General features: G+C 64.7%; 17 protein-coding genes. All 17 read right to left on the bottom strand.

What is annotated here, in order from left to right:
• Window positions 1–25: 25 nt before the first annotated feature.
• Window positions 26–1,315, bottom strand: coding sequence for an O-antigen ligase family protein (locus AC27IO_RS01075; RefSeq protein ID WP_498736808.1), 1,290 nt, complete (start codon window positions 1,313–1,315; stop codon window positions 26–28).
• A 40-nt stretch (window positions 1,316–1,355) separates the two neighbouring features.
• Complete coding sequence (locus AC27IO_RS01070; protein ID WP_498736806.1) at window positions 1,356–2,093, bottom strand: WecB/TagA/CpsF family glycosyltransferase; 738 nt, start codon at window positions 2,091–2,093, stop codon at window positions 1,356–1,358.
• Complete coding sequence (locus tag AC27IO_RS01065; protein ID WP_487087543.1) at window positions 2,090–3,163, bottom strand: glycosyltransferase family 4 protein; 1,074 nt, start codon at window positions 3,161–3,163, stop codon at window positions 2,090–2,092. The genes AC27IO_RS01070 and AC27IO_RS01065 overlap by 4 nt, the downstream gene beginning before the upstream one ends.
• Before the next feature lie 4 nt (window positions 3,164–3,167).
• Window positions 3,168–4,490, bottom strand: a complete 1,323-nt coding sequence (locus AC27IO_RS01060; RefSeq protein ID WP_498736804.1) for an O-antigen ligase family protein — start codon at window positions 4,488–4,490, stop codon at window positions 3,168–3,170.
• Window positions 4,487–5,743 carry a hypothetical protein gene (locus AC27IO_RS01055; RefSeq protein WP_498736802.1) on the bottom strand — a complete coding sequence of 419 codons (1,257 nt, stop codon included), beginning with the start codon at window positions 5,741–5,743 and terminating at the stop codon, window positions 4,487–4,489. Before AC27IO_RS01055 ends, AC27IO_RS01060 begins: the two co-directional genes overlap by 4 nt.
• Window positions 5,730–6,728 carry a class I SAM-dependent methyltransferase gene (locus AC27IO_RS01050; protein ID WP_317352997.1) on the bottom strand — a complete coding sequence of 333 codons (999 nt, stop codon included), beginning with the start codon at window positions 6,726–6,728 and terminating at the stop codon, window positions 5,730–5,732. The genes AC27IO_RS01055 and AC27IO_RS01050 overlap by 14 nt, the downstream gene beginning before the upstream one ends.
• Before the next feature lie 27 nt (window positions 6,729–6,755).
• Window positions 6,756–8,567, bottom strand: coding sequence for an asparagine synthase (glutamine-hydrolyzing) (asnB, locus tag AC27IO_RS01045; protein ID WP_498736800.1), 1,812 nt, complete (start codon window positions 8,565–8,567; stop codon window positions 6,756–6,758).
• Window positions 8,568–8,584: 17 nt separating this feature from the next.
• Window positions 8,585–9,994: a hypothetical protein gene (locus AC27IO_RS01040; protein WP_498736798.1), complete on the bottom strand. Its 1,410-nt coding sequence runs from the start codon at window positions 9,992–9,994 to the stop codon at window positions 8,585–8,587.
• Between the two features lie 342 nt (window positions 9,995–10,336).
• Complete coding sequence (locus AC27IO_RS01035; protein WP_498736795.1) at window positions 10,337–11,293, bottom strand: NAD-dependent epimerase/dehydratase family protein; 957 nt, start codon at window positions 11,291–11,293, stop codon at window positions 10,337–10,339.
• Window positions 11,290–12,558, bottom strand: coding sequence for a hypothetical protein (locus AC27IO_RS01030; RefSeq protein WP_498736794.1), 1,269 nt, complete (start codon window positions 12,556–12,558; stop codon window positions 11,290–11,292). Before AC27IO_RS01030 ends, AC27IO_RS01035 begins: the two co-directional genes overlap by 4 nt.
• Before the next feature lie 131 nt (window positions 12,559–12,689).
• Window positions 12,690–13,937 carry a lipopolysaccharide biosynthesis protein gene (locus tag AC27IO_RS01025; protein WP_498736792.1) on the bottom strand — a complete coding sequence of 416 codons (1,248 nt, stop codon included), beginning with the start codon at window positions 13,935–13,937 and terminating at the stop codon, window positions 12,690–12,692.
• A 22-nt stretch (window positions 13,938–13,959) separates the two neighbouring features.
• Window positions 13,960–15,714: an ABC transporter ATP-binding protein gene (locus AC27IO_RS01020; protein ID WP_498736790.1), complete on the bottom strand. Its 1,755-nt coding sequence runs from the start codon at window positions 15,712–15,714 to the stop codon at window positions 13,960–13,962.
• Window positions 15,711–16,163, bottom strand: coding sequence for a lasso peptide biosynthesis B2 protein (locus AC27IO_RS01015; protein ID WP_498736788.1), 453 nt, complete (start codon window positions 16,161–16,163; stop codon window positions 15,711–15,713). Before AC27IO_RS01015 ends, AC27IO_RS01020 begins: the two co-directional genes overlap by 4 nt.
• A 183-nt stretch (window positions 16,164–16,346) precedes the next feature.
• Window positions 16,347–17,519: a nucleotidyltransferase family protein gene (locus AC27IO_RS01010; protein ID WP_498736786.1), complete on the bottom strand. Its 1,173-nt coding sequence runs from the start codon at window positions 17,517–17,519 to the stop codon at window positions 16,347–16,349.
• Window positions 17,520–17,646: 127 nt separating this feature from the next.
• A complete protein-coding gene (locus tag AC27IO_RS01005) occupies window positions 17,647–18,504 on the bottom strand; it encodes a sulfotransferase domain-containing protein (RefSeq protein ID WP_498736784.1) in 858 nt (285 codons plus the stop codon).
• Entirely contained in the window at window positions 18,501–19,403 is a 903-nt protein-coding gene (locus AC27IO_RS01000) for a hypothetical protein (RefSeq protein ID WP_498736782.1), read from the bottom strand. Before AC27IO_RS01000 ends, AC27IO_RS01005 begins: the two co-directional genes overlap by 4 nt.
• Window positions 19,404–19,452: 49 nt before the next feature.
• Entirely contained in the window at window positions 19,453–19,734 is a 282-nt protein-coding gene (locus AC27IO_RS00995; RefSeq protein ID WP_317352968.1) for a PqqD family protein, read from the bottom strand.
• Window positions 19,735–19,767 lie beyond the last annotated feature (33 nt).

The raw sequence follows: 19,767 nt of genomic DNA, 5'->3' as shown, positions 1-19,767 counted from the left end.
CAGACCGTGCGCTTTGGCTGAACCGTCAAGTTGTGGATCGTGATACGCCGTCGGCCTGCGAGGGCGCGCACTGTCCCGCGTGCAGTGAGGCCACTGCCAATGCGGCATGCATCGAGAACGGGAAAAACGGGAAGTAAAAATCAAACGTGCTCAGACCCAGCACGAGAATCAGCCACGCGATCGCCCATTGACGCTCGGCCGCAATGCGCAGCAGGGGACGCCACAGCGCAAAAATCAGCGCCAATCCGGCAAGCAGGCCGAAGAGTCCCGTTTCGGACAGTGCCGCCAGCAACAGGTTGTGAGCGTGCAATTCGCCGCGGTGGAAGCGGCCGCCGGTGTAGTCCGGAACCATGAACTGGAACACGCCTGCCCCAAGACCGAACCAGGGGTGGTCGCGCCAAGCATCCAGCGCGCCGCTCCAAAGGTACGTCCGCCCTAGCGTGAAGGCCGTCATCATGTTTTCCTGTGCCGCGCTGGTCATGTCTGGATAACGTAGCCACAACACGAAGACGGCAAGCACAGCGATTCCGCCCAACGCCACGCGTGCGATGTGGCGCTGTCTATTGGACGTGCATGCCCTTGGCCATGCCCACCATGCCATCAGCACCCCGACGGGCAGCAGGGTGTTGCGTACCTGGGTCAACGCCAGCGCCAACACGGCGCCCACCAACGCGAGCGCCAGCGAGATCCTCCCGACTTCACCCCGCTGCTGCAGCCTCAGCACCAACAGCAGCACCATGGCCGCGGACGTGGCCAACAGTGCAGGGTGCTCGTACATGCCCGAAATTCGCGGCAGGTACTTGAAAGTCTCTTCTGGATGGAATGCCAGGGCCACGCGCAGCGCCCCAGGCCATTGGAACCAGACGGCCCCGGCCAGCGCCAGGTTGAACCACACGGCGATGAGTGCTGCCAGCGTCGCCGCACGCGGCCAGCGCGGGCAGGCCGCAGCGAGGTTGAGCATGGCCCAAAGCGCCAAAAGACTGGTGGCATACCGCACGGCGAATGCGCATGCCAGCCCGATGTGGTTCGAAGCCAGGACCGATGCGGACAGGGCCGCGATGCACATCAGGATGGCCAGCAGGGGACGTCGCAATTCAGATGGCACGCCATGCCGCACGAGCGATCCTGCGGAAATGGCGAGCATGCAGCCCAGCATCGTCACGGACCCCAGTGACAGGGCCATGCCGAAAAACCGAAACGGCAGCACGATCTGCTGCAAGCAAAACAGCAGATAGAGGGCCAGGCAAATGCTCACCAGGAGCAGTTGCCCGCGCGGCGGTACGGCCGCCGGGGAGGGACCGAAACGTGAGTTCATGCACCCGTGCGGACGATGGCACGCGAACGATGTCGTCTGCTCATGCGCGCGCGTAACAGCAGCAGTAGATAGCGCAATTGGTTCGCAGATACCGGGCGAACAGGCGCCTGGGCTCCAGCCACAAACGGAACATCCATTCCATGCCGAATCTCTGCATCAGCAGTGGAGCGCGCGGCAGCATGCCGGACACGACATCGAACGATCCTCCCACCCCCATCGCCAGTGCCACGCCCAGTTCATACCAATGCCGCTGCAAAAAGAGTTCCTTCTTCGGCGAGCTGATGCCGACAAAAAGATAGCGCGCTCCCGAGTTCCGGATCGCAGCGACGACGTGCGTCACTTCGTCGTCCCGGAAATAGCCGTCGCTTGTCCCGGCGATGTGAAGTCCGGGAAACATCTCGCGCAGCCGTTGAGCGGCCGCCAAAACGATGGCCGGCCGCGCACCCAGCAGGTAGACCCCGACACCGGACTGTGCAGCCTGGCCGCAGAGGTCTTGCATCAGGTCAATGCCGGCGCGTCGAGCCGGGGGATCGACTCCCAGCCAGCGCAGGCCAGCACTGATGCCGCTCCCGTCGATGTGAACCAGCTCGGCCTCATCCAGTGCGTCACGCAGCAGTCCCTGCGCTCTTGCGTCGATCAGCTTGGCCACATTGAGCCCTTCGATGCGAACCGGGTCTCCACCGTGGGCGGCCTCCTGTGCACGCTGCAGCAACTGCGTGGGAGAGACGAGATCCAATGGGCAATCGAAGAAACGAATCCGTTCGGGACGGTGTATCAAGGCGCAGGCTCCTTTTTCGGCGCATCGTACAGTGCCCCTACACGCGATCGCATGTGCTCCCACGTGAAGCCTGCGCGAACCTGCGCAATGGTGTGCGGCAACACGCGTCGTTGCCGCTGGGTGGCTGCGCAGGCTGCCAGTGCGGCGACGTTACCGAGTGGATAGAGGGCATCGGACAGTCCGACTGCCTCCAAAATCGCCCGGTTGCCTGGGATGTCGCTGGCCACGACCGGGCAACCGAGCAATAGCATCTCGATCAGTACCGTCGGCATGCCCTCCATCGCCGATGGCATGACGAACAGATCGGCGACCGAGGCCATGGCGGCCACATCGGCATCGTCGACAAAACCATGGAGCCGCACCCGATCGGCCCATCCGCGTGTCTGTGCGAAAGATTCAAGCCGCGCGCGATCCGGCCCCCGCCCAACCACATGCAGAACTGCATGTTCCATGCCCGGCTCGCCCAGCAGCGCGATGGCATCGTGCAGGCGCTTCACCGCGTCGAGCCGCCCCACGGAGAGCAAAGCCGGCGCCCCTTCCAGCCCTGGTACTTCCATTGGTGGAGCGTGCAATTGCGCCTCAAGCACCGCATTGGGCAGCAGCACCGGGTGCGCGGGACGGAGACCGCGCCGCGTCAGGTAGTCCTGCCAGTAGGCCGACAGGAGCACCACCCGGTCTGCGCCTCGCAGCAGCGCGCGCTCGATCAATCCGTCCCAACACCGTTTTCCCAGGCGCTTGCCCAAAGCGGGATCGTCGTCGTAATAGCAGTGGGGCGTATAGACCAAGCGCTTGCCAAGCAGCCAAGCCATTGACGCTGCCAACGCGGAAATGGGGGTCCGCGCGCCATGGACATGCACGGCGTCGGCCCAGCCGATGTGCTGCCACATCGCCCGGGCACTCACGCGCACCACTTCGTAGGCGTGCACGTGCCCGCTCGCAGCCGACGGTGCCGCAACGCGCACGGCATGGCCTGCTTCCACGGCCAGCACGGCCAGCCCATGGATATGCCGGGCGACGCCGCCGCCCCCGCCATGGGGGGCAAAGTCTTTGTAGACGTGCAGGATGCGCATGGAGTCACGCCCTCGCCGCATGGATGCACGGTGCGCGGATGGTTCCGGGCTCGACAGCCGCGCCGAAGCGCGTGGCTGCTGCGCATTGGCGCAGCACGCCACCGAGCAGCAGCCAGAATCCGCCGGCGCCGGAGACGGTCAACGCATTTTCGGAAGACACGAAGGTCGTCACCATCCCGCACAGCAGCCAGAAAGTGGCCAATGCCAGGCGGTCACCGTGCCGGACGTGGGCTTGCCACAGGGTGCGCAGGCACCAAAAGACAAGGCCAAGAAACAAAAGCGCGCAGGGCACTCCCATCTGGTAGGCGATGCTGAACAAGGCACCTTCCCCGCCTCCCAGATCGGTCAGCGCTTGCCGGGCGGCGAAAGCGCCCTGGCGTCCCAGACCACCTCCCCACAGAGCGACTTGGCCCAGGTCGGCCAGGTTGCGCTGCAGTGCCCACCAATGGCCAATCGTGGAGCCGTCACGGAAATTCCACGAGGCCACCACAATGCCGTAGGACGCCCAAACCATCGCCACCAACGCGGCGCCGACCAGCAGCACCCGCGCAGTGGCGGAGCGGACCAGACCGCGGCTGGTCAACAAATAGCCGAGCAGCGCAACGATGCCTGCGAGCATCGAGCCACGGGTTCCCGACATCCACACGCCGACGAAAAGCCCGGCACACACCAGCAGTGCGCGCCAGGGCCAGCGCGTCTGCCACAGCCCCAGCGCTGCCAGGCCCGCAGTGACCAGGAACTGCCCCTGCGCCAGCGGTGCCGCCAATAAGCCGCCAGCGCGGCGCGCATACGTTTCTCCGCCAAAAAAATTCCATGGCAGGCCGGTATGGGGATCGGTGTCCTTTGGCATCACGCCCTTGATGTTCGCAAGGTAGTCAGGCAGGCGTACGGTGTCCACCCAGAACTGGGTGTTGACGATTTCCCACATGCCAAACAAAGTGCTGGCCAAGCCCAGCCAGACCAGGGCGGACGCGCCGAAACGGAGATTCCGAGGTGTCGAAAAGCAGCCGTATCCCGCCAACAGGAACACCATCGGCACCAAAATGACGCCAAGCGATCCCAGTACCACCCCGGCTGGAAGGCCATGCACGAGGCCCACCGGCGCGTAGGCAAGCGCCAATCCGCCGAACGCCAGCAACGACACCAGCAGCGCCCGCGGCATGCGCACCGTCAACAGGCACAGCGCTGCCAGCGCCAACACTGTGAGGTCCCGTATCGGGCGCAGCCAAGTGGCCTGCAACCAGGTGCCACCGCCGTACAACCACGCCACCAGCGGATCGCCGACATGCACCCAAAGGATGAGCAACGCCAAGCCCCAGCGTTTCATTGGCTGGCTCCAACATGGCTGGGCCAGTCTGGGTCGGAAGCGAAACTGCGTGACAGCCATTGTTGCTGCCGTTCAAGGAAAGCGCCGCGCGTGCAGGCATCCTCTCGCAGTCGGCGGACCAGTTCGCACAACGTCGTCACGTCGGGCACCTGCTGGGCCGGCCGCCCGATCTCCTGCGCATCCGCAGACCCTGAGGCCGGCCATGCCAGGCCGATGACATAGTGGCCTCGACAAGCCGCCTGCAACAGCGCAGTGGAACAGAAACCCACTACCAGCGCGGGTGCTGCGGTGTCCTCCAACAAGGCATGTGGCGGCGGCCGGCACAATGGGGCCATCGCGCTTTTAGCGTAGGGATGACCGTTGCGCACTTCCTCGGGATGCAGCAGGATTTGCAATGTGATGCCCTCGAGCCGGGCCTGGATCAGGGCGTCTGCCAGGGCTTGAAAATAGCCCGCGAGCGAGAGCCCATACACCGGTGTGTGCGTTTGCGATACGAGATACAGAACTGAAGGCGCGGCATGGGCACTGGCTTCAACCTGGGGACGCGCCGGACCGTAGCTGCACGCATGTGCGGCCACACCATGCCGGGCGTAGACCTCTGCGCTGCTTGGTCCCCACAGCAAATGGTGCTGGGCCCGCACGGGAAAGAATTCTTCGGTAGGCAGGCCGTGCTGTACGCAGATGCTGCGCCAGCCGGTGCCGGCGGCCTGCTGCGCCGCCACGGCGTAGAGATCGAAATCGTTGTGCAGCAGCAGCGTGGCGGTCGTGCCCGAGCACATCACGCTCGACCATGCGCCGCACCAGAGGCGTTGCCGAAACACGCAGCAGCGCACCAGCCAGGGCGCGGCGACCGGTGTCGTGCCTGGCGCATGCCGGAGCCGCCAGGCTGACCAGGCATGGCGCCAAGCCGATGCTGGCGGCCGGGCCGGAAGCTGTCCAGCGACCTGCCCGCGCAGGCGCGGATGTATGAGGACGGTGCAGGCGATGCCGCGCCGGGCTAGATCGGCAACGCACGGTGCGAGGGCGCCCCAGCCATTGCTGCCCGGTAGGGTGGCCAGCGCGGCCCATCCCGCCACTGGCATCGCGCGCCGTGGCAGCGTCGCACACAGCCAGGCATCCCGCAGCAAAGCGAGTACGGCACGCAGCACTGCGCTGCGACCTCGCAAGGACAGGAAATAGACCTCGTGGCGCACTGCTGCGGCGTCTTCGCCATACTGGATCCGCAGGGTCCGATGGAAGTCACCGAATTGCATCGCATTCCTCTTGCAACACACGCCACTGGTTCCGCCGACGCTGCAGTTCTCCAACCAGGCCACTGCCGAACAGACTCACGATGGCCTGCTTGAGCACGCGCCGCATCCGATCCCGCAGCGCCCAGGACACGCGATTGAGTTGCCGATCGAGCAGGCGCACCTCCTGTGCGGTTGCCGCCGCCAACGGCTTGGACACACAGGCGTGCCGTGGACGCCGCAGGTGCAGCCACAGGTTGTCCGCCAGCATGCCCCCGCCAGGGTAGGCACCGCAGTAGATCACATCCAGTCCTGCGGCTTGCGCCAGCCGTTGCAACAGCGAGGCCGAGAAATAGCTCAGATGTGCAGGATGCACGTAGTTCCGCGAACGCCAGTCGCTCATCACGTCCGGCACCTCGATCCATGCCTGACCGCCAGGGACCAACACCCGTGCCACCGTTGCCAGGAAATCGCGCGGATCCGGTAAATGCTCCATCACGTGGAAGGCCACGACCGCATCAAGCGTGGCTTCGTCCATCACCTGCTGCTGGGGCAGGAACTGAACGCGGGCGCCATCCAGCAGGCGCTCGCGGTGCGCCATATCCGGCTCCGACGCCAGTAAATGCAGGTCCGGACGCACCGCAGCGGCGGCGCCCAGGAAGGCACCAAAGCCAGAGCCCAACTCGAACAGGCGCGCACCCCTTGGAAGATCCGGCGAAATCCGGCGCAGCCGACGATTTGCGACCAACCGGTCGCCGCGCAAGGCGAAGAAGCGTTCCTCGCTGCGCCAGGGCACTTCCATCGGAAACAAGCGGCGGTAGTCGTGCGCGTAGAAGCGCGCCAATGCCTCCTCGCTGAAGTCGGGAGCGAGGTAGGCAGCAGCACACAGTCCGCAGCGCCGCAGTTCCTGGCCGCTGCCGAGGTACACCTCCCGCCACACCGTGCGCTGCGCGCAGGTCGCGCCGCAGCAACGGCAACGGCCGTCGTCAGGAGCGAAGTCTGCATTCATTGACCGCCTCGGTTGACCAGACAGACGCTATGCATAAATGCTCCGGTGCCACAGGGCGACTGACACCGCGAGCCAGAGCGTGGTGTGCGCGCGTCCCCGGGCCAGTTCGGTTCGCAGCCGGGGCACGTCGAGGAATTCGCCCAACTCCGGCGGCAGCGATGACAAGGTCCGCTGCACGGGCATGCGGTCCAACAGGAATTGCTCGGCGTGACCAAAGCCGGTGCTCTTGCGCCGTTCCACGATGCGCGGAGGCATGTCGGCAGCGAAGGCCCGCCGCAGCAGCGCTTTGCCGTGGTGGTCGCCCATGCGGGTGTCTGCCCGGGTCGCGAGCGCACGCTCCACCAGCCGGTAGTCCAGGAAAGGCGCTCGCACCTCGATACCGGCGGACATGCTATTGCGATCGGCCATGCGCAGCACCATTGGCAGATTGGTGGAGAGCACGTCACTGCGCATGCGCATCTCCACGCCAGCCCGGCGGTCGACCTGCAATGCGCGCAGGCGCGGCGACTGGTCGTGCCAGAGCGCGCCGGACATGCAGGCCACGCTGGGCCGGTTTCGCCGCAGCATCGCGCCCAGCAGCGGTCCCGGCAGATCCCAGGCCAGGCGGTGGAGCAACGCACGGGGCAGCACGGCGCCGCTGGCAAGCAGTTTCACCAGCGCAGGCAGGTGTGCGCCGCGCAGAGCGTCCCGTGCGGCCAGGGGTAGGTACAAACCCACATAACCGCCAAACAACTCGTCGGCGCCTTCTCCGTTGAGGACCACCTTGTATCCTGCCTCGCGGATCGCCCGGTACATGCGGAAGCTGGCGAAGATCGATGGAGTGCAGAAAGGCGCTTCCTGCGCGACCACCAGCGCCCGCAGTTCCTCCTCGTCCGGGACCGCGTGGGCGCGATGAACGTGGTGCCGGGTGATTTGACCCAACTCCTTCATCAGGGCGGCGGCGTCGGCCGTTTCATCGAACGCTGCATGGGCAGCATCGCAATATCCGTAGGTGAACGCGCCTGCAAAACAGGTGCGCGGTGCGGAATCGGCTTGCAGGCTGATGCGGGTCAGGATGGAACTGTCCAACCCGCCGGACAGGAGGGTCACGGTGGGAACATCTGAGCGCAGACGCAGGCGCGTGGCGTCTTCGAGCAGGGCCCGGGTTGCCTCTGCGTCAAGGGGATCGGCGGCGCCTGGAGCGGGCCAGTCGTGATAGCGGTGGCGGCGGCTGTGGCCAGTTGGCGATACCCGGTACAGCCAGCCAGGGGGCACGGCGCGGATCCCCTGGTAGAAAGTGTCGCAATTGTGATCGGACAGGCCCGCGACGAGGAAGTCGAAGATTGCGGCCGGGTTGGGTGGCGGGTACCCGCCCAGTGCACAAGCGATCGCACGGATTTCGCTCGCCAGCACCAATCGCTGGCCGTCGTGGTGCATGTAGAGCGGCTTCACGCCAAGCCGGTCGCGGCAGTACACCAGTTCGCCGGTCGCCTGTTCCAGGAGCACCACAGCCCACATTCCGTTGCAGCGCGTGAACAATGCCTCGCCCCATGCTCGCCAACCGTGCAGGATCACCTCGGTGTCGCTGTCAGTGCGGAAGCGATGGCCGAGCGCTTCCAGTTCGCGGCGCAACTCCAGAAAGTTGTAGATTTCTCCATTGAACACCACCACGTTGCCGCTCTCCGCACACCGCATCGGTTGCGTGGCAGCGTCACTCAGATCGAGGATCGCCAGCCGGCGGTGGCCCAGCGCCGTCGGTACGGGCTGGTCCAGGCACAGCAGACCTTGTGCATCCGGCCCGCGGCTCGACAGTGCATCCAGAGCATGCTGGGCGCGTGGCTGCAGCGCCGAATCGGCCACGAAACTCCGCAGGGCGACTATTCCGCACATTGAACAAAACCCAATCGGTTACCGAGTGCCGCTACCAGGAGATCGCACGCCATCGCGCAGATCGTGCGCTGGCGCGCAAAAAGATTGTGGTGGCGCCACGCTTTCCATGCGGTGGCTAGCAGGAGGATGGCGGCAATTCCGCGTCCAACAGGACTGCTCCAGAGAGCCGCTGCTAAGAGCACAGACAGCAGCGCGGCGTACCCGCCCAGATTCAACCACAGACCGCACAGGCGCAGCGCTGCGCCAGCCATTCCCAGAAGACACAGCAGACGTGCCCATAGCAACCACTGCGGCGCTGTCCAGGCCGCAGCGGCCAGTTGCAGCAAGCCGCTGCACAGGAAACCCAACAACAGCACCCGCAGCAGCGCGGTTTCGCGATGGCGCCCGATCAGCAGTGCAGACAGTACGCTGCTGGGCAGAATCACCATACCAGCGGCCAGTACCGGAGCAACCCAGACAATCCAGGCCCGTTGCTCTGCAGTGCCCGCCGCATCGATGACCGCGACCAGCAGTTGCATGCCCAGCGCGGAAAAGCCTAGCACCAGTGAAATCAGCGCCGTGGCCCAGCGCTCGCCCACCTCGCTGCGCGCCTCGATCAGCAGGAGCCGGTTGAACTGATTGAAAACGCCACTGGCTCCGTTGACCAAATATCCAATCATGAGATAAATCGGCAGAAATGCTGGCGCGATGGCGGCCAGAAGCAGGGGCGTCAGGCGGTCGTGCAAAGTTCCTACCATTCCCATCAAGGACAGTTGCAGCGACATCCCGAGCATCTGCCGGGAGCGGCCTGGACTGGGGCATAGCAATTGCCAGCGCATGCCGAACGCAGCCACATTGACCAGTGCTTGCACCAGATATCCCACGCTCACGGCCAGGCCTGCACCGGCTGGCCCGGCGCTCTCCGGATGCAGATGCAAAACCAGCCAGGCCAGTATCGCCACCGGCATGGCGACCTGTTGAACCGCGAATCCGAGCAGCCGTTTACCCTGCGCCAGCAAAGGCGCGGAATAGCCGACCAGGCCGAGCAGCGTTGCCGGGAGCACGGCGATCGTGTATTCAAAGGCGTTTCCCTGCCCTCCATAGCTCCACCATGCCGCTGCAGTCCATACCAAGTCGAGGAACAGTGTGGCAAGAAGGCGGTGGAACAGGGCACGCCGCCATCGATCGCCCCAATCGGGAGACGCCGGATCCTCGCGCAGGAACCAGGATGCATAGCCCAGATCCGCCACGAACAGCACGCTCATGAGCCAGAGGTGCGCCAGCCCCACCTCGCCATAGCCCTGCAGGCCGAACTGGCGTACCAGGAGCCACTGGAACAGCAGCGTGCAACTCTGGCCGAGCGTGTACAGGGCTGCTCCGGCGACGAAGCCCGCCTGCATGCGGGCGGTCGTGTTCACGGAAACACGGCCCCCACGCCGGATGGCGCATGGTCTGGACGGGTAGCGCAAGCCGGGCGAACACCGTGATCGCCGACGCAAAAGACGCAGGAATGGGTGCTAGGGCAAACACGATGGAGCGCGCGCCATGCCAACACACAATGAAGAAAGCCGGCATCCAACTCTGAATCTCCGACGGGCGCATGGCACGCCCTGAGCAACTGGTTAATACGGTTCTGCCGATGTGCGCGGAATTTTCGCATGCGAGCGTTCACCAGCAGATTTGCCAAACCACACGAAGGGGATCATGCGCATCGGCTGCCTGCGCGGAGCGCCCGCGACAGCCCGAACTTCCTGCAGCAGCTAGCCCATACGGCCATCGACATCCGAGGATGGGGGATCGAGCGTCATCTGCAGCGCCTGGTGCAGGCTCCATCGCGTGCGCCAGCCCAGACGTGACCACGCCTTGCCAGGATCGCCCAATTGGTGGGCGCGGTCGTTGGGCCGCTGGCGTTGTGGATCCACCTCGATCCGTGGACTGCGTCCCAGCAATTTGCCGATTTCTGAGACGAGATCGCCGACCGAATGCTCTACGCCCGAACAAAGGTTGAAAACATCGAAAGCCGGTGTCAGATGGGGATCGTCGAGCAGTGCCAGAACGCCGGCTGCCGCGTCGTCCGCATGCATGTAGTCGCGGCAAGGCTGAAGATTTCCAAGTCGCAATACCGGCTCCGTCCCCGGGTCCGCCCGGAATTGAGCCAGAACGTCTGGAATCAGATGGGCATTCGGATCGTCGTGCGCGATGCTGTTGAAGATTCGCGCCACGCGCCCGCGGCGTCCTTGGGCGCGGGAGCACCACAACCGCAACTGGCTCTCGTTGCAAAGTTTGGACAGCGCATAGTTGTCGCGTGCTTCGGTGGGGCTGTCGGCCTCGGTCAGCATCTCGCGGCCCCACGCGTAGACAGCGCCGCTGGATGCGATGACCACCTGTTGCAGACCAGTCTGCGTCGCGGCATGTAGCACGCTTTCGGTGCCTTCCACGTTCACCCGCAGACAATGCATGCGCTGTGTCTCGCATGTGGGAATGTGATGCACCGCCGCCAGATGAACGATGGCGTCCGCACGGAGATCCCTCAGCGCGGCCTCCACGGTGGCGGTATCGCACACATCTGCCACCACACTGAGGGTCAGTCCCAGCGGCATCGGCATGCCACTGGACAAATTGTCCAAGCCCGCCACGGCATCGCCACGGCGCAGCAAGGCGGAAACGAGGCGGTGCCCAATCATGCCGGCCGCACCGGTGACAAGCACCCGCCTCACGCTGGATCCTTGTCGTAAGCGATGGACGCCCGCTCCGGCAGCAGCCTGCGCCGCAGGCCGGCGGGCAACCAGGCAAACAATGGGTCGCTATGGGCCGACCATGGCAGCTGCGCTGCGCTGTCCCTGCGACGCAGTGCCGCGTAGGACGCAAGCGCCAGAGACAGCACACCCAGGGTGCACAAGAACGCCGCCAAGGCCACCAGCCACGGCCGGCGCAACGGCACCGGCGCTGCCGAAATCGCCGGCTGGGCCTTGTAGCGCAATTGCTCGGCCTTGTATTGCAGTTGGCCCAAGGTCATCTGTATTTCGCTGCCAACCTGTTGCTGAGCCGCATCCACGGTGGCGTCGGGTGGAAACATCTCATGCTGGTTCAGCCGAAGCCAGTCCGCCAGCGCAGTCCCCGAATACAGGCTGCGCATGCGTGCATCGACCCGGCCGAGATAGCGCTGCTTCCAGTCCAGTTGTTCGAGTTCGCGCTGCCCCTTGCGCAGGCTGGCCCGTGTCTCCGCGACAGTGGACTGCAATGCGACCGTTTGCGCGAGCGGCGACAGGTACTTGCCGCCTCCATCGCCGACGGATACCACCGTGCTGAAACCGTTGCGCCGCAGCTCAGGGTACTGCTGCAGCAGCTTCTGCATCTCTTGGACCTGCTTCAGGTTTTGTTCGATGGAGAACTGTTGCCTGATCTGTTCGATCTGCAGACGTGCGCGCTGCTCAAGTACCTCGAGCTGCAGCTTGTCCAGGTATTCGCGCAGGTCCGACCACCACATGACCTGGCGGATGTGCTGCGCGATCAGTTCGAACTGCTGGGACGCCGCCGCGTCGTCGCGTACCAGGAGAGACACTTCCAGTCCCAGCGCGCCCACCTTTTTGGGATCGATGTTGATCTGCTCGCGGATGTCATCGCGCCCCACGGTGCTCCGGTAGCTCACGCGGGAACTCCAGTAGCGCGGTTGCTGAAACTGCATCAGCAATCGGTCTCGCTGTCCAGCAGGCAACTTTGCTTCGGCCAACGACGCAGCGACCAAATGCCGGTCCGACAGCATGGGCTGTAGCCTGCGCCACTGGTCCAGCGGCATCTGTGCCGTGTCCAGCAGGGCGACGGCGCTGTAGACCGGCACCAATGCGACGGCTGCCCCGGCGACCAAGGCAAACAGCAAAGCGACCGGGACCAGCAATCGGCCGAATTCGCGGTAAAAGTGCAGCAGTTCCAGCAGCAAGTCGGCCAGCGACACATCGTCGCCGCGCTCCCGCACGTTGTTCATCCCTGGCATCGGAATATGGGCCGGTGTTCAATGTATTTACAGGGGGTGTATCTTCCATCCGACACGATGCTGGGTCTCCATCGAGGCATGCGGCCAGAGGCGAGAAACGAAAACATCTTGCCACACAAATCTCACCGCGAAGGGATTCGCGGCCGTTCTGGCTTGTGCCGCCCAAACAGGCCGATGCACAGCGCGGCACACAGCATGGCTTCGGTTGCGATCACGGCCGTGGCCGCGCCCCTCGCGCCATGCTGCGGGACCAGCAGCAGATTGAGGGCCAGGTTGGTCACTGCTGCCAAGCCCGCTCCCCATGCATAGCAACGTGCTCGATCCAGCGCGATCGCGGCCTGCGTCAGCACATAGTTGGGCAGCACGAAAACGAACGCCGCGAACAGCCAGCCCAGCAGCGATCCTGCCGACTGGTATGCAGGGCCGAACAGAAATTCGATCAGCCACGGACCCAGCCAGGCGCCGCCCAGGGCCAGCCCCAGGCCGGCGGCCCCTGCGGCGAACAAGCTGCGCCTTAGCAGCCTGCGCGCCGCGGCCGCATGGTCGCGGGTTTTGCGCAGGCGACGGAAAAAGAACAGCGCCAGTGGCATGGCCAGCAGCAGCACACCGTCGAACAGGCGATACGCCGCAGCATACTGCCCAATCTCTGCAGGGTCCGCCATCCTTTGCAGGATCACGATGTCGCTGCGCCGGTAAAGGCACGTGGCCAAATCGATCCACAGAAAGCCTGCCGCGGCGTGATAGAGCGGGGCAGGCGGCGGCCACCGGGTTCGATCGCGCACATCCTGCCCAAGTACGGCATACGCCAGCATCAGGCCTATCCCCCAGGCGCCGAACACGATGCCGGGCTCGGGCCCAAACAGCAGCACCCCGAAAATGATCGCCAGGGCACTCGACATGCGCGCTCCCGCCTGCCACCGGCCTTCGCGCTGCCACTGCCCCGCTGCCTTCAACTGCACCGATACCAACTGCGAGAGCGACACGGCAGCGAAGCACCACACAGCCGCAGGCAATGCGAGATCTGCGCCGAAAGGTATCAGCGCTAGACAGCCGCCTACGAGCAGCAACGTGGTCACCAGCAGGTGGCCCCGGGCCAGCCCCGGCAGCACCGCCTCGAACGACTTGAGGGCGGGGCTGGGTGAGACTTGCTCTCGCAGCACGAGAGTGCGCAGCCCTGCGTCCTGCGCAAGGGCCAGCAGCGTGGCCAGGTTCAGCAGGTAAGCATAGCGGCCGAAGCCGGACGGCTCCATGCGCCGCGCCAGCCACACAGACAGGGCCAGCGATATGGCCGCCGTCACAAGCACTGATAGCCACTGAGCCGACAGTGCCCAGACGCCTGCATGCCAACGACGCGGATTCAGTGAAGTCATGGTCGGTCCTCGCCGGCGAGCGTCATGGACCTTCCGTCCAGGCCGGCGACACCTCATGCCAGAGTCCTTGTGCGCGAACCCTCCCTTGCTCCAGCAGCACAACTTGGTCCGCACGCTCCAGCAGTCCCAGCCGATGGCCGATGACGACCACGGTCAGTTGGCCATGCAGTCGTTCGATGGCGGCGTGTATGCGTGCCTCGTTTTCGTGGTCCAGCGCGCTGGTGGCCTCATCGAGTATCAGCAGCGCCGGGCGCTGCAGCAGCGCGCGTGCCAGCGCCAGCCTCTGCCGCTCACCTCCGGACAGGCACACGCCGCGCTCGCCCACGATCGTGTCCCACCCCTGCGGCAATGCATGCACGAATCCGGCGGAGGCTTTTTCCAGTGCGGCGCGCAACATCTCATCGTCGGCCTGCGGTGCGGCAATGCGCAGATTGTGGTGGATGGTGTCATTGAAGAGGAATGTGTCCTGCGAGACGTACGCCACCGCCTGCCGCCACGACCTGCGCATCCGTCCGTCCAGCGGCACTCCATCGATCGCCAGACTGCCCTCGTCCGGACCCAGCAGACCGCACAGCACGTCGGCCAGCGTGCTCTTGCCGGAACCGGAAGCGCCAATGATCGCAGTAGTGGTGTGCACGGGGAGCGTCAAGGACACCGAGTTCAAGGCCGGTACTGTCCGTTCGGCATAGCGGACACTTACCGCACGCAGTGTTATCGACCTGCGCACCTGCGGCTGCGCAGCGGGCTGCGCAGCATCTGGCTCGGCCCACTCACGGGCCTGGCCGATCTGCTGATCCATCTCGGTGAACGCCGGCAGCGCGTGCAGCCAGTACTGGTGTTGCTGGTGCGTTGCCGCCAAAAGAGGCAGCAGGCGCGCGAACACCAACACCAACGTCAGCAATTCGGCGACAGGCACCTGCCAGACCCGAAGCCCCAGGTAGATGTAGGCTGCCAGCAGCATCGCGCCGCTACTGTGCAGCAACGCTTTTGACAAGCTCAGTGCGGATGCGAAACGCAGGTGCTGATCGCGCAGCGCGCTGGCGTCACGGGCGATCCAGGCGGCGTAGCGCGACTCGGCGCCCAGAATTTTGGCCAGTCGCAAACCGGCCAGGCTGTCTTGCAGGCTGGCATGGAGCCGCTTGCTGGACAACGTCAACTGTCGGCCCAGCGCCAAGACACCTCGGCGTTGGCCGGCCAAAAGCGCCAGCAGCAGCGCTCCGCCCAGCGTCGATGCCAAGGCCAGCTTCCAGTCCAGCGTGAATCCTGCAAGCACATAGATCGCCGCAGTGGCAAAAGAGGCCAGCATCGCCAGACCGTGACCCAGTCCCACCCCCACACGGCTGGCATTGCTCAGCATCAGGCTGGCATGGTCGGCGGTGCGCTGCGCCTGGAGCCAACGCCATTGTGCGCCGAGCAAAGCGGAAAAGCTGGCTTCGCGCAGGCGCTCGGCCACGTCCTGCTGAAGCCGTGCCGCAGCGCACTCGCGTGCATGCTGAACCACGTTGCGCAACAGCAGCAGCGCGCAGAAAGAAAGCAGCAGCCAGGGTAGCGACGCCGTCGCTCGCAGATCGAAAGCGGCGATGGCCTGGGTGGCCGCGCGTGCAACCATGCTCTCGCCGCCACCGGCGTCACCCTGCAAGGCACTGAGCAAGGGCACGAGCAGTAAAACCCCCAGACCTTCACTGACACTGGCCAGAACCATCAGCAGGAACAACGAGACGCGACGCTGCGGACTGGCCCATGACATCAGCTGCATCAGGGCCCGAGCCGCCGTCATGGGGCCTTCCCGGGACGGCTGACGTAGCAGGCCACTCTTGTGAAGCGCTTCGCACCTGCGCCGCCAGTGACGCAAAAGTCTCCGGCGAGAACCCAGGAATGGGCTTGCAGTTGCGTCGCATCGGAACGCGCGACGCCGAAGCACACCATGTGACCAACCCGAAACAGGCAGAGAAAGCAATGCGCTGCCAGCGCCTGGGTCAGGCAGTTGGACTGCCACGGCGTGTGCCCGGAGGCCAGCCTGATGGTCCGCGCGATCTGCACCGCACGACGTTTCGCACGTTCGTCCGGCGCCGGCATGGGAGGAGGCACTGCCACGCTTTGACCCAGCCACGGTGCCAACCGGCGAAAACCCAGGCACCGCACCGCCGCACGGGCCGCACCCAGAAGCAGCCAGGCCGGCAGAAGCAGCCAGCGCTCGAAGCGCGGCAAATGCAGAAATGCCAGCACCCGGTCAAAGTGGGATATCTGGCGGCGCGGCGGTGGAGTCATGCACCACCTCGCCGAGGACCTGATTCGATGCCTGCCCGAAGTTCGCAAGGCCATTCGGGCGCTAACGCCGCACCTGCGGCGGCGCGCCTGTTCAGGAAAAGTGGCATCCCCCGATTGAACTCGGTGGTTGGGCTGGTAAGGCTAGACACGTCTTCGCTTGGTCATGTGCTGGTGCGCGAGCCGCACCGCACGCACGCCCGGATAGGCCCACCGCAGATAGGGGGGAAGTGCCACGGCCGCGCGGTCATCCTTCGTGGGCGCCAGCAGAAAGGGTATGAGCTGCAGACGTCCATGCCAACTGGATTCCAGCGACAGCAGCCGCAGCCCGTAGCGGACCATGCCCATCCGTGCGGCAAGGTCGGCGCCGCGATCGGAGCCAAGTGCGTCCAGATGCGGCAGCAGTGCGTCGGCGGCGGGACGCGCTGCACGAAGCAGCAGGGCATGCGAACGGAATACCTCCGGCGTTGCGACACCGAGTGTGGCCTCGGCAAGCAGGACCGACATCGCCAGATGGCGCTCGGTCCCCAGGCGCTGCGCCAGGTCCAGCACCTGCGCCCAGTCCATAGTGGTGCTGCGCATCGCCAAAGCCATGTCCACCAGCCAGAATGCCCGGCACCAGTTGTGTTTTGTGCCATGGAACGCCGCATAAGCCACCGCGGCGGGCGCCGACAGGGTGGCGACTTCCATGCCGCCCACCATCACCCTTGCGATGTGCCGGTCCCACAGTTGCAGATTTTCCAGTTGGAACTGGCCGGGACGGTTGGCGAGACGGAGATGCAGCTCCAGCACCACGCCACTCGTCGCATGTCGCAGCGGCAAGGCATGGTTGTCGGCGCAGTATTGCTCCAGATCGGATGCGGCGGCGGGATCCAGCCTGTAGCCCAGGGCCTGCAAATGCCGTAGTGCCGGGTTCCGGTATGCCGCAGAGATCAACAGGTCGATATCGCAGGCTTCCCTGCGCTGCGTGGCTTCGAACAGCGCGGCATAACCCTGACCCTTGAGCAGGCAGTAGCGAAGGCCAGCCTGGTCAAGGCATGCCACGATCTCCCGCAATGCGGCCGTCTGTTGCAGCATTCGCAGTGTCATTTGGCGCTGGCGTTGGCGCAGAACGGCACGCAGCGTTTCTGGCATGCCCGGGGGCAACGTATCGGCCGCTGGCAGTGCAAGCGCCAGCCGATGCCACGCCAGCGTATGCGTGAACGACCGTGCGTCGACCAGGGCCAGCGCCGCATCGGTGGGTGCCTTCGCCTCCGCTTGCCAAAGATGCAGTGCGTAGCGGAACGCCGGCGACCATTGTGCTGATGTGCGCATCATGGGGCCGGGCGCCATTGGTGCGGGCGATCTGCTGCCAGCGGGGCGCATAGAACCCCGATGCGTTCCAGAGCCGTACCCGGCCCTGCCGTGGTGTGCGAGCTTGCGGTGACCTGCGGGTTGGCCTTCATCATCGGGCCTGCAGGTTGTCTATGGACGCTCGGTCAGAGGCGTAACCCAGCCGCTGCATGATGGTCCCGTGTTGTTCCGCCAAGCGCTCGGCCTGATCGGGTTGCAAGGTCCCACGCCATGCACCCGCCCGGCCTTGGCGGAAGAACCGCTGCTGCACCGCGCGGCGCTCGATGAAACCATGCTCCTCCTCCATGCTGCGCAGTGTCTGGAAATTGCACGCACTGACAGCACGCGCCACGCACCCGGAATCCGCTGGCAGACCCAGGAACTCCGCAAGCCGCGCGGCTTCGCGCAGCGGTTCAGTCAGCAAGGCCTCGTAGTGCAACAGCAATAGCGGACCTGGTGCATCATCCAGCCAAGACCGCACGTGCTCGGACCAGGAGGCAAGGTGTTGCGGAGCCTGTAATGTGAATGCAGAAAAGCCACGGCCTACAGTGAATTCGGCATCGGCCATCCGCACAATGGTGGTCTCCACATCCACGCCCATGTGGTCGGCCCAAGAAGGAGCAATGTCGCGCGGATCGCGAACGATGTAGACCGTTCCCAGGCTGGCATCTGCGGGGAACAGCGCCGCGTCATAGCGGTCGTGCACCTTCAGCATGCCGCAGTGCTGCTTTGCATACAGCTGGTACGCCTGCAACCGCATTGCGCGCAGTTCGTCCGGATTCAGATCCTCGCTTGCCACATCCACATAGGCTTCCAGCCAGGTGCGCACTGCGGCATTGGGCAAGGCTTTGCCCAGGCCGTGCAGTTTCACAGGCGCCCCCTGCGCTTGGAGACTGGTGATCAAACACCGCACCCACGTATTGCCTGATTTTGGATACGAGGCGATCCAGAAGATGCCGCGGCGGTTCATGGGGCGAAGTTCGCTTCGATCAAATCGGCAGTTGCATCAAGTGCATCGAAGCTTCGCGGACGGTGCAATTCCCAGACGGGGGTTATCCGGCCTACCGCAGCTGCCTGGGCGAATGTGGCCGCACGCAGGCCCAGGCGGTAAGCGACTTGCGGCCGCGACAGATAACCGTGCAGCATCGGCAAGGCTTCCGAAGGTGTACAACGCTTCAATAGAGGGGAAGGCGCATCGCGCAGTACCAGTACCGCATCCAGGTGTTTCGTCGAAACATCGAAGCCCGCATGCGGCCGCAGGTCGTACTTGCTCATGCCAGGTCGTATCTGCGGCAGCCCATTCACGGGAATTTCCAGTGCATCCATCGTTTCGCGCCACAGTTTCAGCCGCGGGAAAGCGGGCAGCACCTCAATGCCGCGGTCCTCGGACGTCTGCAAAACGGTCAGGTCGTCGCTCAGGAGGCAATGGCCTCGCCGGAGCAGCACCGCGGCGAGCGTGGACTTGCCAGCACCGCTGTGCCCCGCAATGGCCAGTGTGCGCGTCCCGACACGCACACATGCTGCATGCAGCGGAAAGAGGCCGCGCTGAAGGCACAAGTAGGCCAGTGCCGATCCGAGCAGAAACAAGCGCCATCCCTCGTCTTGTGTTTGCACACGATCCACCCGTATGGAACGGCCGTCCCGGATAAGGATGCGCACCAAGTTCTGAATGCTCAACAGAACGCTCCCATCCGGACTCACGCTCAACCAGGGCGATGGGCCTTCAAAGCCGTCAAGCCGCTCAGGCACCGGCCCTTCCTCGATGATGAGGTCTTCTCCCGCACCGGCTCCCGTCCATTCGGGCAGCTCGGGCAGGAAAATTTCGCTGCGAACGTGCCATCCGCACAGTTGGTACTCGTATAGGCTCACAGGCAAGGTCCCTGGTCGGATGTTGCAATCGCCCTGGTTAGGCCGCTGTTCAGTGGCTTATGGCGACTGCGCCGGCATCGTGAAGGGTGCCGAGCAACGTGGCCACATCCGCCTCAATGCTGGTTCTGGATGCTTCGTAGGTCTCGCTCAGCCCGTCGCACAAGGCACTGAACGTGCAAGGCGTTGCAATGCGCGACCACACATCCCGTCCGATCGGATCCAAGGCCAGATAGATGGAACGTCCGGCGATCATGATGACCAGTTCCTCGCCCATGTCAGCAGCGAGGCAATCCGGAGTTTGGGCAATCAAGGCATCCGAATCGACGTTCATCCGTGGCTTCTCTCGTTCAAAAAAAAAGGGCAC

Source organism: Acidovorax sp. KNOB132, assembly GCF_057541515.1.
Note: the sequence above shows the minus strand (reverse complement) of the source record. Positions and strands in the feature narration are given on the sequence as shown.

Coding starts and splice junctions, on each gene's coding strand:
- AC27IO_RS01065 (WP_487087543.1), bottom strand. CDS start 3,163: ATGCGCATCCTGCACGTCTACAAAGACTTTGCCCCCCATGGCGGGGGC.
- AC27IO_RS01020 (WP_498736790.1), bottom strand. CDS start 15,714: ATGACGGCGGCTCGGGCCCTGATGCAGCTGATGTCATGGGCCAGTCCG.
- AC27IO_RS00995 (WP_317352968.1), bottom strand. CDS start 19,734: ATGAACGTCGATTCGGATGCCTTGATTGCCCAAACTCCGGATTGCCTC.
- AC27IO_RS01005 (WP_498736784.1), bottom strand. CDS start 18,504: ATGAACCGCCGCGGCATCTTCTGGATCGCCTCGTATCCAAAATCAGGC.
- AC27IO_RS01055 (WP_498736802.1), bottom strand. CDS start 5,743: ATGCAATTCGGTGACTTCCATCGGACCCTGCGGATCCAGTATGGCGAA.
- AC27IO_RS01010 (WP_498736786.1), bottom strand. CDS start 17,519: ATGATGCGCACATCAGCACAATGGTCGCCGGCGTTCCGCTACGCACTG.
- AC27IO_RS01025 (WP_498736792.1), bottom strand. CDS start 13,937: ATGACTTCACTGAATCCGCGTCGTTGGCATGCAGGCGTCTGGGCACTG.
- AC27IO_RS01030 (WP_498736794.1), bottom strand. CDS start 12,558: ATGAACAACGTGCGGGAGCGCGGCGACGATGTGTCGCTGGCCGACTTG.
- AC27IO_RS01050 (WP_317352997.1), bottom strand. CDS start 6,728: ATGAATGCAGACTTCGCTCCTGACGACGGCCGTTGCCGTTGCTGCGGC.
- AC27IO_RS01060 (WP_498736804.1), bottom strand. CDS start 4,490: ATGAAACGCTGGGGCTTGGCGTTGCTCATCCTTTGGGTGCATGTCGGC.
- AC27IO_RS01075 (WP_498736808.1), bottom strand. CDS start 1,315: ATGAACTCACGTTTCGGTCCCTCCCCGGCGGCCGTACCGCCGCGCGGG.